The 14,075-nt window shown below is 51.4% G+C and carries 13 protein-coding genes; 7 read left to right on the forward strand and 6 right to left on the reverse strand.

What is annotated here, in order from left to right; genetic code table 11:
• Positions 1-102: 102 nt before the first annotated feature.
• From OGX95_RS17100 to clcB, 6 genes are all read left to right on the forward strand, one after another.
• Positions 103-411, forward strand: a complete 309-nt coding sequence (locus OGX95_RS17100; protein ID WP_286630310.1) for a DUF1161 domain-containing protein — start codon at positions 103-105, stop codon at positions 409-411.
• Positions 412-549: 138 nt separating this feature from the next.
• Positions 550-2,988 carry a selenate/tellurate reductase subunit YnfF gene (ynfF, locus tag OGX95_RS17105; RefSeq protein ID WP_286630311.1) on the forward strand — a complete coding sequence of 813 codons (2,439 nt, stop codon included), beginning with the start codon at positions 550-552 and terminating at the stop codon, positions 2,986-2,988.
• A gap of 10 nt (positions 2,989-2,998) precedes the next feature.
• Positions 2,999-3,616 (forward strand): DMSO/selenate family reductase complex B subunit, encoded by a 618-nt coding sequence (locus tag OGX95_RS17110; protein ID WP_048211714.1) that lies wholly within the window; start codon positions 2,999-3,001, stop codon positions 3,614-3,616.
• A 1-nt stretch (position 3,617) separates the two neighbouring features.
• Positions 3,618-4,472 (forward strand): dimethyl sulfoxide reductase anchor subunit family protein, encoded by an 855-nt coding sequence (locus OGX95_RS17115; RefSeq protein WP_286630312.1) that lies wholly within the window; start codon positions 3,618-3,620, stop codon positions 4,470-4,472.
• A 42-nt stretch (positions 4,473-4,514) separates the two neighbouring features.
• Positions 4,515-5,129 (forward strand): Tat proofreading chaperone DmsD, encoded by a 615-nt coding sequence (gene dmsD / locus OGX95_RS17120; RefSeq protein ID WP_286630313.1) that lies wholly within the window; start codon positions 4,515-4,517, stop codon positions 5,127-5,129.
• Between the two features lie 120 nt (positions 5,130-5,249).
• Positions 5,250-6,539: a voltage-gated ClC-type chloride channel ClcB gene (gene clcB, locus OGX95_RS17125; protein ID WP_286630314.1), complete on the forward strand. Its 1,290-nt coding sequence runs from the start codon at positions 5,250-5,252 to the stop codon at positions 6,537-6,539.
• On the opposite strand, the gene bioD is transcribed toward clcB, so the two are convergent.
• The 3 genes from bioD to ynfL all read right to left on the reverse strand — a co-directional run bounded on the left by bioD (position 6,495) and on the right by ynfL (position 9,563).
• Complete coding sequence (bioD, locus tag OGX95_RS17130; protein WP_271440541.1) at positions 6,495-7,190, reverse strand: dethiobiotin synthase; 696 nt, start codon at positions 7,188-7,190, stop codon at positions 6,495-6,497. The two genes, clcB and bioD, sit on opposite strands and share 45 nt — an antisense overlap.
• A 124-nt stretch (positions 7,191-7,314) precedes the next feature.
• Positions 7,315-8,535 carry a sugar metabolism global transcriptional regulator Mlc gene (gene mlc, locus OGX95_RS17135; protein ID WP_286630315.1) on the reverse strand — a complete coding sequence of 407 codons (1,221 nt, stop codon included), beginning with the start codon at positions 8,533-8,535 and terminating at the stop codon, positions 7,315-7,317.
• A 128-nt stretch (positions 8,536-8,663) separates the two neighbouring features.
• On the reverse strand, positions 8,664-9,563 hold the full coding sequence (ynfL, locus tag OGX95_RS17140; protein WP_286630316.1) for a multidrug efflux transcriptional activator YnfL/SxtR(Kp): 900 nt from the start codon (positions 9,561-9,563) through the stop codon (positions 8,664-8,666).
• A gap of 158 nt (positions 9,564-9,721) precedes the next feature.
• On the opposite strand from ynfL, the gene ynfM reads away from it, so the two are divergent.
• On the forward strand, positions 9,722-10,975 hold the full coding sequence (ynfM, locus tag OGX95_RS17145) for a multidrug efflux MFS transporter YnfM/SxtP(Kp) (RefSeq protein WP_286630317.1): 1,254 nt from the start codon (positions 9,722-9,724) through the stop codon (positions 10,973-10,975).
• Between the two features lie 35 nt (positions 10,976-11,010).
• Here the strand turns inward: ynfM and OGX95_RS17150 are convergent, their stop codons facing one another.
• The 3 genes from OGX95_RS17150 to OGX95_RS17160 form a co-directional block, all read right to left on the reverse strand.
• Positions 11,011-11,697, reverse strand: a complete 687-nt coding sequence (locus tag OGX95_RS17150; RefSeq protein WP_286630318.1) for a CPBP family intramembrane glutamic endopeptidase — start codon at positions 11,695-11,697, stop codon at positions 11,011-11,013.
• A gap of 152 nt (positions 11,698-11,849) precedes the next feature.
• Positions 11,850-13,340 carry a sensor histidine kinase gene (locus OGX95_RS17155; protein WP_286630319.1) on the reverse strand — a complete coding sequence of 497 codons (1,491 nt, stop codon included), beginning with the start codon at positions 13,338-13,340 and terminating at the stop codon, positions 11,850-11,852.
• On the reverse strand, positions 13,337-14,059 hold the full coding sequence (locus tag OGX95_RS17160; RefSeq protein WP_286630320.1) for a winged helix-turn-helix domain-containing protein: 723 nt from the start codon (positions 14,057-14,059) through the stop codon (positions 13,337-13,339). Before OGX95_RS17160 ends, OGX95_RS17155 begins: the two co-directional genes overlap by 4 nt.
• Positions 14,060-14,075 lie beyond the last annotated feature (16 nt).

The following is a 14,075-nucleotide window of genomic DNA, read 5'->3' on the forward strand; positions in this document are numbered from 1 at the left end:
TTTTTCACCGGGATAAGAAGATAATTCTCAATCATATTAGCAAATACAGTTATTTACACCAGAAATGCTAATCTTAGTTTATGTCGATCACGAAAGGAGTTGATGATGAAATACATAACAGGAATTACCGCGAGCTTATTACTGGTCGCTTCCCCGCAGATCCTCGCGGCGCCTGCGTCATGTGAGCGCGTGAAGAGTGATATCGAACAGCGCATTATTAATAATGGTGTCACGGAATCCAGTTTCACGCTGAATATTGTTCCTAATGACCAGGCCGATCAGCCTGATTCACTGGTGGTTGGTCATTGTGCCAATGATACACACAAAATCCTCTATACCCGCACTAACAGCGGTAACGCTCCCGCGAACAGTAGTCCTTCTCAGGACGGTCATGTGGCTGAGCCGCAATAAATTTTTACCCTCCGTTCGCGGAGGGTCACTCCTGTTTGATATGCATTAATAAGATTTACCTATAAATAGGTAGACTCAACTTCATTGTTAGCAAGCTAGTTATTTCGTTATAAAACAATATATATAACGACAATTGCAATGGAGTGGGTTATGTCTGAAGATGAGCAATATGGAGGTATTAGCCGCAGGACGTTAGTGAAATCCTCGGCTATAGGTTCACTGGCATTTGCTGCCGGAGGCCTGTCACTACCCTTTGGTATTCGTGCCGCTGCTGCTGCAGTACAGCAATCAGTGCAACCTGTTGAAGATAAAGCTGTCTGGAGTTCCTGTACGGTTAACTGCGGCAGCCGTTGCCTTTTACGTCTGCATGTGAAAGATGATACGGTCTACTGGGTTGAATCTGACACGACCGGCGATGATACCTACGGTAATCACCAGGTTCGCGCCTGTTTGCGTGGTCGTTCGATTCGCCGTCGTATGAATCACCCTGACCGCCTCAAATACCCGATGAAACGCGTTGGTAAGCGCGGTGAAGGTAAATTTGAGCGTATCAGTTGGGATGAAGCGCTGGATACCGTTGCCGGAAATCTGAAGCGTATTTTGCATGATTACGGTAATGAAGCCGTTCACGTTCTTTACGGTACCGGTGTGGATGGCGGTAATATCACGAACTCCAACGTCCCCTACCGTTTGATGAATTCCTGTGGTGGCTATTTAAGCCGTTACGGGAGTTACAGCACCGCACAAATCAGCGCCGCCATGGGATATATGTTCGGTGCTAACGACGGTAACAGCCCCGACGATATCGCCAACACAAAGCTGGTTGTGATGTTTGGTAATAATCCAGCCGAAACGCGTATGAGCGGCGGTGGCGTAACCTGGTATGTCGAGCAGGCACGTGAGCGGTCAAATGCCAGAATGATCGTTATCGATCCACGCTACAACGACACCGCCGCAGGTCGTGAAGATGAATGGCTGCCTATTCGCCCAGGAACGGATGCTGCACTGGCCGCCGCAATCGCCTGGGTGCTGATCACAGAAGATCTGATTGATAAACCTTTCCTTGATAAATACTGCGTCGGCTACGATGAAACCACTCTCCCTGCCAGCGCACCGCGTAATGCGCACTACAAGGCCTATATATTAGGTGACGGCCCGGACGGAATGGCCAAAACACCGCAATGGGCATCTCAGATTACCAGTATCCCTGCAGACAAAATCATCCAGTTAGCGCGTGAAATAGGTTCGGCAAAACCGGCTTACATCTGTCAGGGCTGGGGACCGCAACGCCATTCCAATGGTGAACAGACAGCCCGAGCAATCACTATGCTCTCTGTTTTGACAGGAAATGTGGGAATAAACGGCGGTAACTCCGGTATGCGTGAAGGGACGTGGGATCTGGGCGTTGAATGGTTCTCCATGTTAGAGAACCCGGTCAAAACACAGATATCGGTGTTCACCTGGACGGATGCTATCGATCATGGCGCAGAAATGACAGCCACCCGCGACGGTGTACGCGGCAAAGATAAACTGGATGTGCCTATCAAGTTTATCTGGTGCTATGCCAGCAATACGCTCATCAACCAGCATGGCAATATTGCTCATACTCATGACGTTTTACAGGATGACAGTAAATGCGAAATGATTGTCGGCATTGAGCATTTTATGACCGCATCAGCGAAGTACTGCGACATCCTGCTGCCGGACCTGATGCCTACTGAACAGGAAGACCTCATTTCACATGAGTCCGCCGGGAATATGGGCTATGTGATCCTCGGACAACCCGCTACCTCACCTAAATTTGAGCGAAAACCCATCTACTGGATGTTAAGTGAAGTCGCTAAACGCCTGGGCCCGGACGTCTATCAAAAATTCACGGAAGGCCGCACCCAACACGAGTGGGTGAAATATCTGCATGCTAAAACCAAAGAACGTAACCCGGAAATGCCGGATTACGAAGAGATGAAAACGACCGGTATTTTCAAGAAAAAATGCCCGGAAGAACACTATGTCGCCTTCCGTTCATTCCGCGACGATCCTGCTGCAAACCCGTTGAAAACTCCATCAGGGAAAATTGAGATTTACTCTGAAAGACTGGCCACCATTGCCGAAACATGGGAACTCAAAAAAGACGAGATTGTGCATCCGCTACCGGCTTATGCGCCAGGTTTTGACGGCTGGGACGACCCCAAACGCAAAACGTATCCGCTACAGCTCACCGGATTCCACTATAAGGCGCGAACTCACTCAAGCTACGGCAACATTGATGTTTTACAACAGGCATGCCCGCAGGAAATCTGGATTAACCCCGTCGATGCGAGTTCACGTGGCATTCATAACGGCGATACGGTACGGGTGTTTAACAGCAATGGTGAGATGCTGATCGCTGCGAAAGTCACACCGCGTATTTTGCCCGGCGTGACAGCCATCGGCCAAGGCGCATGGCTCAATGCTGATATGTTTGGTGACCAGATCGATCACGGTGGTTCTATTAACATTCTCACGTCACATCGTCCTTCTCCGTTAGCGAAGGGGAATCCATCCCACAGTAATCTCGTTCAGGTTGAAAAGGCGTAAGGTGTAACCCATGACGACTCAATACGGATTTTTTATCGACTCCGCCCGTTGCACTGGTTGCAAAACTTGCGAACTGGCCTGCAAAGACTTCAAAAATTTAACGCCGGACGTCAGTTTCCGCCGTATTTACGAATACGCTGGCGGTGACTGGCAGGAAGATAACGGTGTCTGGCACCAGAACGTTTTCGCCTACTACCTCTCCATTGCGTGTAACCACTGTGAAGACCCGGCCTGTACCAAGGTTTGTCCAAGCGGCGCGATGCACAAACGTGAAGATGGTTTTGTGGTCGTGGATGAAGACGTGTGCATTGGCTGCCGCTATTGCCACATGGCCTGCCCGTATGGCGCACCGCAATACAATGCGGCCAAAGGACACATGACCAAGTGCGATGGCTGTCATGAACGCGTTGCTGAGGGTAAGAAACCCATCTGCGTCGAATCCTGCCCGCTACGTGCACTGGACTTCGGCCCGATAGAGGAACTGCGTAAAAAACACGGCACCCTGGCTGCGGTTGCGCCGTTACCTGGCGCGCACTTTACCAAACCGAGCATCGTCATCAAACCAAATGCCAATAGCCGCCCGACCGGGGATACCACGGGTTATCTGGCTAATCCGAAGGAGGTCTAAAATGGGAAGTGGATGGCATGAATGGCCGCTGGTACTGTTCACGGTTCTGGGCCAATGTGTGGCAGGCGCGCTAATCGTCAGTGGGCTGGGTTGGTTTACCGCCAAAGATGATGTTATAAGGCAGCGCATTGTTCGCAGTATGTTTTTTCTTTGGCTGGTAATGGGCATCGCATTCCTGGCCTCGGTTATGCATTTGGGGTCTCCGTTACGCGCATTTAACTCGCTGAACAGAATCGGTGAGTCAGCGCTAAGTAATGAAATTGCCAGCGGTTCGCTGTTTTTTGCCGTCGGTGGTTTATGGTGGCTGGTCGCTTTTCTCGGTAAAATGCCTGCTGCATTAGGTAAAATATGGCTGCTGGTAAGCATACTGCTGGGCGTGGTGTTTGTCTGGGCGATGACCAACGTCTACCAGATAGATACCGTACCGACCTGGTATAATGGTTACACTACGGTGGCCTTTTTCATGACCATGCTTCTGAGCGGGCCACTCTTTGCCGCCCTGCTACTGCGTGCTGCTGGTGTTTCTTTTAATGCCAACGTGTTCGCGGGGATCAGTGTGCTGGCGTTGCTGGTTAGTGCGGGTGTGATTGTCCTGCAGGGACTTTCCCTCGGCACCATCCACAGTTCGGTGCAATTCGCCAATGCACTGGTACCTGACTACGGCCGCTTACAGGTGTGGCGCATCATCTTACTGGCCGCGGGTCTGGGGTGCTGGATATGCCCGCTTATCCGCCGTAAAGATCCGCATGCTGCTGGGCTGGCGTTAGGTTTAATTTTAGTCCTGGCCGGTGAAATCATTGGTCGTGGTTTGTTTTATGGTTTGCATATGACAGTCGGAATGGCTGTTGCAGGTTAACTCTCGGGTGCGGGGCAACCCGCACTGTTCAGGATTGTTTGCATGACCCATTTTTCACAACGTGACAACTTTTCAACCGCTGCGCGCGTTCTGGGCGCCTTGTTCTACTATGCGCCAGATAGCGCTGAAGCATCTGCGATGGTCAGTGCGTTAAAAGCTGATGGCTGGCAAGCACAGTGGCCGCTGCCGGAAGCTACGTTGTCGCCACTGGCTGCGCTGATGCAAACGGATAGCGATGAAACGCTCCCGCAAGCCTGGCAACGTTTATTTATCGGTCCCTACGCATTGCCATCCCCGCCCTGGGGTTCGGTCTGGCTGGATCGCGAAAACGTGTTATTTGGTGAATCCACTCTGGCGTTACGTCAATGGATGCGCGACAACGGCATTCAGTTTGCACTGCAACAGAATGAGCCAGAAGATCACTTTGGTTCGTTGTTACTGCTGACAGCCTGGCTTGCCGAAAATGGCCGCCACACCGAATGTGAGCAATTGCTGGCCTGGCATCTACTGCCGTGGTCGACTCGCTTCCTCGACGTTTTTATCGAGAAGGCAGACCATCCGTTCTACCAGGCGTTGGGTAAACTGGCACGCCTGACGCTGGCACAATGGCAGTCACAGTTATTAGTTCCGGTGGCAGATAAACCATTGTTCCGTTAATTTCGCCCATGGGCAGGATATTCCCTGCCCATTTACCGCTGGGTTTCGCATGCTGAGCTTTTGCTTCTGCTGCAAATTACCCGCAAAATAGGCCGTCTGAATTTTCCTGTCTGGCAACCCATGCATCGTTTACATGCTTATCCTGACCTGCGAACCCTGTTTCGGCGTCTACTGTTCGCCGCACTGATTGGTATCCTTGCAGCCCTGGCCGTTGCCGGATTTCGTCATGCGATGCAATTGCTTGAGTGGCTGTTCCTGAGTAACGATACGGGAAGCCTGGTCAACGCCGCGACAAATCTGCCGCCGTTCAGACGCATGCTGACACCTGCGCTCGGTGGCCTGGCGGCTGGGCTTTTGCTCTGGGGCTGGCAAAAATTTAATCGTTTACGCCCACAGGCCCCCACAGATTATATGGAAGCCCTGCAGACTGACGGACAGTTCGACGTCAGCGCAAGTCTGGTGAAATCACTGGCCTCTTTGATCGTCGTGGCAAGCGGCAGCGCCATTGGTCGTGAAGGCGCAATGATTTTATTGGCAGCACTGGCGGCCTCGTGCTTCGCGCAACGCTTCACACCGCGTTCGGAATGGAAATTATGGATTGCCTGTGGGGCTGCCGCAGGTATGGCTGGTGCGTATCACGCTCCGTTGGCGGGTAGCTTATTTATTGCCGAAGTGCTGTTTGGCACGTTGATCCTCGCCTCATTAGGACCGGTGGTTGTCTCCGCCGTCGTCGCATTGTTAACAACCAATGCGCTTAGCGACAGCAACGCGCTGCTGTATACCGTTCATCTGACACGGGAACTGCATGTGCTGGAATACTTGATGATTATCAGCACTGGCCTGTTAGCTGGTCTCTGCGGACCTCTTTTTATGTGGCTTATGACCACCAGCCACAACGGTTTTTTGCGCTTAAAACTCGCACCACCAGGCCAGTTAGCCCTTGGCGGGCTGATTGTTGGCCTGTTGTCGCTACTTACTCCTGCGGTCTGGGGCAACGGCTACAGCGTGGTACAGTCGTATTTACTCTCTCCACCCTTGCTCGCCGTCATCAGTGGAATTTTCATCTGCAAGTTACTGGCCGTACTCGCCAGTAGCGGGTCAGGTGCACCCGGCGGCGTGTTTACACCAACACTGTTCGTCGGTTTATCGATCGGTATGTTGCTGGGTCGGGTATGGGGATTCTGGCTTCCGGGTACGGATGAAATTGCGGTACTGTTGGGCTTAACAGGAATGGCTACACTGCTGGCGGCGACTACCCATGCCCCCATTATGTCGACATTGATGGTCTGTGAAATGACCGGGGAGTATCGACTGCTCCCCGGCCTGTTGATTGCTTGCGTCGTGGCGTCAGTGCTGTCGCGAACGTTACGCCATGACTCTATCTACAGACAACACGCTGCCGAGCATTGACAGACGAATATACTGAGAAAGCTCGCGCTGCTCTGCACGTGGCAAATAAGGCAATTCACCTATCAACGGCGCCGGTAATTTTTTGCTTAGCACGTCGATGATTTCAGCATAATGCGCCAATCCTGGGTTAATACGGTTTGCTACCCAGCCAATCAACGGCAGCCCGTCACTGGCAATCGCCTGTGCAGTAAGAATGGCATGGTTAATACAGCCCTCCTGAATACCCACCACCATCAGAACCGGGAGTTGCTCCTGTACCACCCACTCCGATAGCGGACGCAGATCGTTCATCAGACTACGCCAGCCACCAGTGCCTTCAACAACAACGTGATCAACCTTCTCACTCAGGCTTGCAAGTCCATTGGATAACAGGGTGTAGTTAACCGGACCGCTATGTGCCACGCTACTTTCGTCTTCGCTCAGCGCGATAGGGTTAACCGCCTCGTACGGCAGTTCGATGGATGACACGCTTTGCAGTACCAGCGCATCTTTATTGCGCATACCTTCCGGTGTCTCTTTGCTGCCTTTGGCGACGGGTTTGTAACCCGCCACACTTTTACCCCCTGACGCTAACGCTTGTAGTAATGCGCGGGAAACCACGGTCTTCCCAACAGAAGTGTCTGTACCTGTAATAAAGAAACGCTTCAGCATCACTAACTCCACCGTATGCTATGAAAATATAAGTCAGGAAAATAAAACAGTGGAGAAAGTCTAAGGTATGACGGCCAGAACCAGCTTGAGATAGCGCAATTTTTCGTACAACAGTTAAAAAATGTTAACCCTGTAATAGACGAATCAACAAAGAACCGTTATACATCGCGTCCTTAACGAGGGCAGCCCCCGCCATCGTTCCCTGATTAGAGAATTGCGTACTTTCGACAACAATGTGCTGGCTGTAGGCCGGAAGCGACTGTTGACGAATGCTGTCAGCAATGGTCGGAAACAAAATGTCAGCGGCTTTACTGAGAGGAGATCCTATCAATATCTTTTGCGGGTTGAACAAATTCACCATGATGGCCAGGATACGACCGACATGTGTTCCAACGCCGCTAATAATATCTTTCGCCAATAAATCGCCCTGCATGGCCGCTTGACACAGTGCGTCTACCGTTAACGGTTGTCCGTGCAGAGAGGAGCTCATTGACTGCTTCAATCGCACTTGCGCCAGTTCCAGCACGCTGTCGACGCTGGCGATCGTTTCCAGACACCCATGGTTACCGCAGTAGCACCGTTTGCCGTAAGGGTCCACCTGCGTATGACCTATTTCAACCAGGCTACTGCTGCCTGCATGCAGTAAATGACCATCAGTGATCACCCCTGCACCCACGTTGTGATCGATGACCACCTGAATAACATCACGCGCCCCGCGTGATGCACCGAACAGCGCTTCTGCCATGGTCCAGGCGCTGATATCGTGCTGAATGTACACCGGCACGCCGGTATGCCGCTCCAGCGTTTCGCCCAGCGGCATCTCTTTGACGTCATCATAGAACGGCATACGATGTACGATACCGTTCTCTGTATCAATAATGCCGGGTAAGGTAATCGCGATAGAGGTCAAGCGTTCGAGTTTTTGCTGGTGACGGATAAAAAACTGATCGACTTGTGCAACAACCCGTTCAAGTAACGGCGTCTCGCTGACCAGCGCCATTTCAAGACAATCCTCGACCACCAGTTTGCTGCTTAGATCGCGCAGCGCCAGGAAAATTTCGCCTCGACTAATACGAATAGACAGGTAATGCCAGGCTTCTGTTTCAACCACCAGTCCGACAGCCGGACGTCCACGGTTACCGGCTTCTTTTATTTCCAGCTCCTGCACCAAATGCGCTTCAAGCATTTCTCGGACAATTTTGGTAATACTGGCAGGCGCCAATTGTGCCAGGCGAGAGAGATCAATACGCGATACCGGTCCCAGCTGATCAATCAGACGATAAACCGCGCCCGCATTGGTCTGCTTAATTTGATCGATATGCCCAGGCTGACTATCAGCAACCACCACTTACTCCCTTTATTTTCGCGCTCCGAAATAATCTGTGGACTATGGTGAAGCACTTCAATGGTTTCCGTCAACTTTTTACTTAGCCTTGTGATTTACTGCACATTTTCGACCATTTTTAAACTAAATTAACCGCGCTGCACCGCGGCTAAAAGCTGTTGGCGAAAACGTTGCGCTGCGTGGCTTTGTTCATGATGCTTCGGCCACACCAACCACATTTCGGAGACCGCATCGTCTTCCGCAATGGGGATCCAACACATTTCATACAATTGCACCCGTTTAAAAGAGGCTGGCAAAATGGAAACCCCCAATCCTGCGGCCACCAGTCCAATGATGGTCATCGCCTCACCGACTTCCTGGGCGATGGTTGGCTTCAGATCATAACGGCGCATCAGGCCAAGAATATCGTCATACAACCCCGTTCCAACATGCGGATCAAAAAAGACAAACGGCTCGTTTGCCAGCTCCGCCAGCGTAACCACTGGTTTTTGCGCCAGAGAATGTGCGCGTGGGATCATCGCCATCAGCGGCTCATGCAAAATGACCTCCCGCGCCAGCGTGTCCGGAAGTTGCGTATTGCGCAGGAGCCCTAAATCCAGTGTTCCCTCGTTGAGCGGGGCAATTTGCTCGCGCGTATTCATTTCACGGGTTTGCATATGCACCGCAGGATAGCATTGGCGAAAAAGAGACAATGTATCGGACACAGCCTTAATAAACGGGGCTGATGACGTAAAACCGATACGCAGTTCCCCCGACTCTCCCAGGTGTAATCGCTCGGCACGGGCGGCAGCCTCATTTACCAGCCCCAGGATCTGCCGACTGTCCGCCAGAAACTGTTTTCCGGCAGCGGTAAGCGCCACGCTGCGGTTAGTCCGCGCCAGTAGCCGTGCACCAACCTGCTGTTCGAGGATCTGGATCTGCTGACTCAGCGGCGGTTGCGAAATATTCAGTCGTGCCGCTGCGCGACCAAAATGCAACTCTTCCGCAACTGCCACAAAGTAACGTAGGTGACGCAGTTCAATATTCATACTTTTAAAATATTATTTGAGATTATTAATATATTAGACAGAATATTGTGATTTTCATACTCTTAAAGCTGGTCCTGTAGACCCAATGGATTTCACGTCGCAGTACGTGGCTTGAAAAACGCTGGGTATAGATGCAAATGATTGAGCAAGGATTTTAAGTGAGCCGTACAACTACTGTCGATACCGCCCCGGCGAGCGATGTTGATGAACAGATAGTCACTCCGCCGGATGGTTTTATTAAACGCGGTACATCCCCTTTTATGCGCGTCACGCTGGCGCTTTTTTCTGCCGGTCTGGCGACATTTGCCCTTCTCTATTGCGTACAGCCCATACTGCCCGTGCTGTCGCATGAGTTTGGCGTATCGCCTGCCAGCAGTAGTATTTCGCTTTCTGTCTCAACGGCCATGTTGGCGATCGGCTTACTGTTTACCGGCCCACTTTCCGATGCCATAGGCCGTAAACCGGTGATGGTCACCGCGTTGCTGCTGGCCTCCTGCTGTACGTTGCTTTCGACAATGATGACCAGCTGGCACGGTATTTTAATCATGCGTGCGCTGATAGGCCTTTCGCTCAGCGGCGTGGCGGCCGTGGGAATGACCTATTTGAGTGAGGAAATTCATCCGAGTTTTGTTGCCTTTTCAATGGGCTTATACATCAGCGGGAACTCGATTGGTGGTATGAGTGGTCGTTTGATTAGCGGCGTGTTTACCGACTTTTTCAACTGGCGAATCGCACTGGCGGCGATTGGCTGCTTTGCCCTTGCCTCCGCGCTAATGTTCTGGAAGATCTTACCGGAATCACGGCACTTCAGACCGACATCGTTACGGCCTAAAACGCTGTTTATCAACTTCCGTTTGCACTGGCGTGACAGAGGACTTCCGCTGTTGTTCGCAGAAGGATTCTTGCTGATGGGTTCGTTTGTCACCCTGTTTAATTACATCGGCTACCGTCTGATGCTCTCTCCGTGGGAACTCAGCCAGGCGGTGGTCGGCCTGTTGTCCGTAGCGTATCTAACCGGGACCTGGAGCTCACCCAAAGCCGGTTCCATGACCACCCGTTATGGACGCGGCCCGGTGATGTTGTTCTCGACAGGCGTGATGTTGTTCGGGCTAATAATGACCCTGTTTACCTCGTTATGGCTGATTTTTGCCGGTATGTTGCTTTTTTCAGCCGGCTTTTTTGCGGCGCATTCCGTGGCAAGTAGTTGGATCGGGCCGCGAGCCAAACGCGCGAAAGGCCAGGCCTCTTCACTGTACCTGTTCAGCTATTACCTGGGCTCAAGCATTGCCGGTACATTAGGGGGTGTTTTCTGGCATAGCTATGGCTGGAACGGCGTGGGCGGGTTTATCGCATTGATGCTGGTGCTGGCGCTATTGGTTGGTGCCCGTTTGCACCATCGTCTGCACGCATAATCAATGATGCCCGAAAACCGGGCATCATAAACACTTCACGGTAACATAAACGTCTGGGCGCTAATTTGCAGGGCAATTACCGTACCGTTCATCAAAATATGTAGCATCATCGGCATCAGTAAACCGTTACTTTTCAGCCTCGCGAGGATCAAAACCTGGGACACAATAAACAACATCAATAGCGTTCTCAGATCCACATACTGTGTATGCATCACGGCGAAAATAGCCGACACCATAACGGACGACAATCCGGTTTTATTATTGAACCAGTACTGAAAGGCATTAAACAGGCAGCCCCTGAAGATGATTTCTTCATACACGGGTGCAATAAATATCAGCGTGACACAGGATAACCAGAGCGCGTAGCTGTTCAGTGAGACCTGACTTGTCACCCATTCTTCGGTCTTTCTGATCCCCAGTACCCAGGGCAGGACGAGTTGCACAATCAGCAGCGCAACAAACAATATGGCAAACCACCGGGCGTTGAATGTTCCTTTTCCCAGACCGTCTCTTTTTCTAAAGAAAACGTAATACAACGGCACCAGGACGACGAATTCCAGTATAAACAGCAGCGGAAAAAGTAGCCCTTTGGCAAGCAGAGTCTGGCTTGCGGGGAAAAATAACGGGATGAACGTGAGGCTAAACATCAGCAAAAACATTGAAAAACAGCCAGCAACCGCTTTGGTTCTGACGAGATACAGGTTGTCGGCATCCTGTGACATACGATCTCCTTACGCTTATCAAAGATAAGTTGATGAATTATCAATATACGATAAAAATTCTCATTATCACTGACAACCTACCAATTTTTACGCCATGTCCAGGGTTACAATGCCAGAAAGCGTTATAAACCCTGTACGCCGGAACATCATGGTCAGCGACTCAGTGAAGAATCCATCAGCGGCAACGAAAAACGGAAGCAGGCCCCTGCCGTTGAATTAACCAGGCTGATATCTCCCCCATGCAGTTCGAGCATTCTGCGCACAATCAGTAAGCCCAGTCCGCCTCGCTCAGCCCGCTGCTCACGGGGAATTAACGCGGTCGGGCGCTGAAATAATACTTCTCGTACAGCCTCTTCTACCCCCGGCCCGTTGTCCTGCACTTCAGCTAACAAGCGGTCTGCATCACGCCAGACTTTTAGCCGCACTTCGCCCCCGTCAGGTGTATGGCGGATAGCGTTATCCAGCAAATTCGTCACAACTCTTTCCATCATCGATAAATCAGCATTCACCAACGGTAGTGGCCCCATTACGTCAAGGTGCAACTGTAAATGACGCGTGGCAACAGGGAGATCAAACTTCTGCGCCACATCCTGGATTAGCTCGCCAATAGCAAATCGTTCACGCTGCGGTTTTATACCGCCATGCTCAAGCCTTGCCAGCTCAAACAGCTGTTGTGACAGATGGCGAACCTTATGTCCCTGGCGCAGCGCGATGCCAAGATAATGTCGGTTTTCCTCCGGCGTCATTGTATCGGCTTTCAGCGACAGCATTTCCAGATACCCCAGCAGTGAAGTCAGCGGTGTACGTAAATCGTGCGATATATTGGCTATAAACTCTCTGCGCTGACGATCGCTGTCAGCCAATAGATCCCACTGCTGTGCAATTTTCTGCGCTAACTCGATAAACGCATTGTTCAGCAACGCTATTTCATTCGCCGGGGCCGGTTCGGGATTTTTTTGCGCCAGCTGTTTGATGACGCTAATGCTGTCCTGCTCCAGCTTGACCACCTGACCAGTTAGCCTTTTCACCGGGTTCGTCACCCATCGCCACACCAGTCCCCCCGCGATTGCACCGGCTAATAAAACCAGTATTAACGTCCAGGCAACGGTATTCCAGAGCGTTTTTTGCCAGGCTGTATTCGCCAGCATATTCACGTCTTCGCCCTGCAGAATGATGTACAAATAGCCATGCAGCTCACCATTAAATAAGACTGGCGCGGCGCTGAATACTTTTTGCTGGCTGCTGCGCGGATCGTTGCCGTATACGGGAAGTTCGTCCGAATTAAGGAAAACCTGGATCGGCTGTACGCTAATTTTCTGGCGTTGAATATGTCCAGGCGGAGCGGCATCGGCGAGTATTTCACCTGACGGTGAAACCAGATACAGCTCCACGCTTGGGTTGAGCGTCATCAGGTGATTAAAAAGTTCTTTTAACGTCTGGCGATTCACCTGCCCACGGGCATCAATAAGCGACTCACTTTTGACAATCTTGCTCGCCAGTTCCAGCGAGAGCCTTTGCACCATGGCGTCGCCATACTGTTTACTGCTGCGGATCTGGACAGCGCTGACGGCAACCGCGCAAATCAGCATAATGGCGGTAAAAACAAGGGTCAGACGCTGGCTCAGCGACAGGCGATAAATCATGGCTGATGCTCCGCGTTAACCGCAGCAAGCTTATAGCCTCGTCCCCAAACCGTGAGAATAATTTCCGGCTCCGCAGCATCTTTTTCAATTTTGGTCCGCAGGCGATTGATATGACTGTTCACCGTATGCTCATACCCTTCATGCTGGTAACCCCACACCTGATCTAACAGCGCCTGACGCGAAAAGACCTCCCCTGGATGACGGGCAAAAAAATAGAGCAGATCGAATTCACGCGGCGTTAAATCGAGGGATGTACCATGCTGGCGGACTTCCCGGGCTAAGGGATCAATCTGCACGCCATGGACGGTAATAATCCCCGCCTCCACACGTAAATTCTGACTCATAGCCGCCTGACGGCGAAACAGTGCCTTCACCCGAGCCATCAATTCCAGCACCGAGAAAGGTTTGGCTAAATAATCATCGGCCCCCATTTCCAGTCCTAATACGCGGTGAGTTTCACTGGTGCGGGCGCTGATAATGATGACAGGGAGATAGAAACTCATTTGACGAATGCGACGACAAATCTCCAGACCGTCCACGCCCGGCAGCATCAAATCGAGGATAACAGCATCCCAGACGTGCTTCTCAAGTTGCTCAAGCGCTCGTGCTCCATCAGCCTCATGAATAATTTCGTACCCCTCATCCTTCAGGCTCAGTTGCAAAAGTGCGGCAATATCACTGTCATCTTCCACCAAAAATATCTTTTTTGCGCCTGCCATCGGTGTCATCCCCCCT

It is taken from the genome of Citrobacter sp. Cu233 (assembly GCF_030332225.1).
In the GTDB taxonomy this organism is placed as follows: Bacteria; Pseudomonadota; Gammaproteobacteria; order Enterobacterales; family Enterobacteriaceae; genus Citrobacter.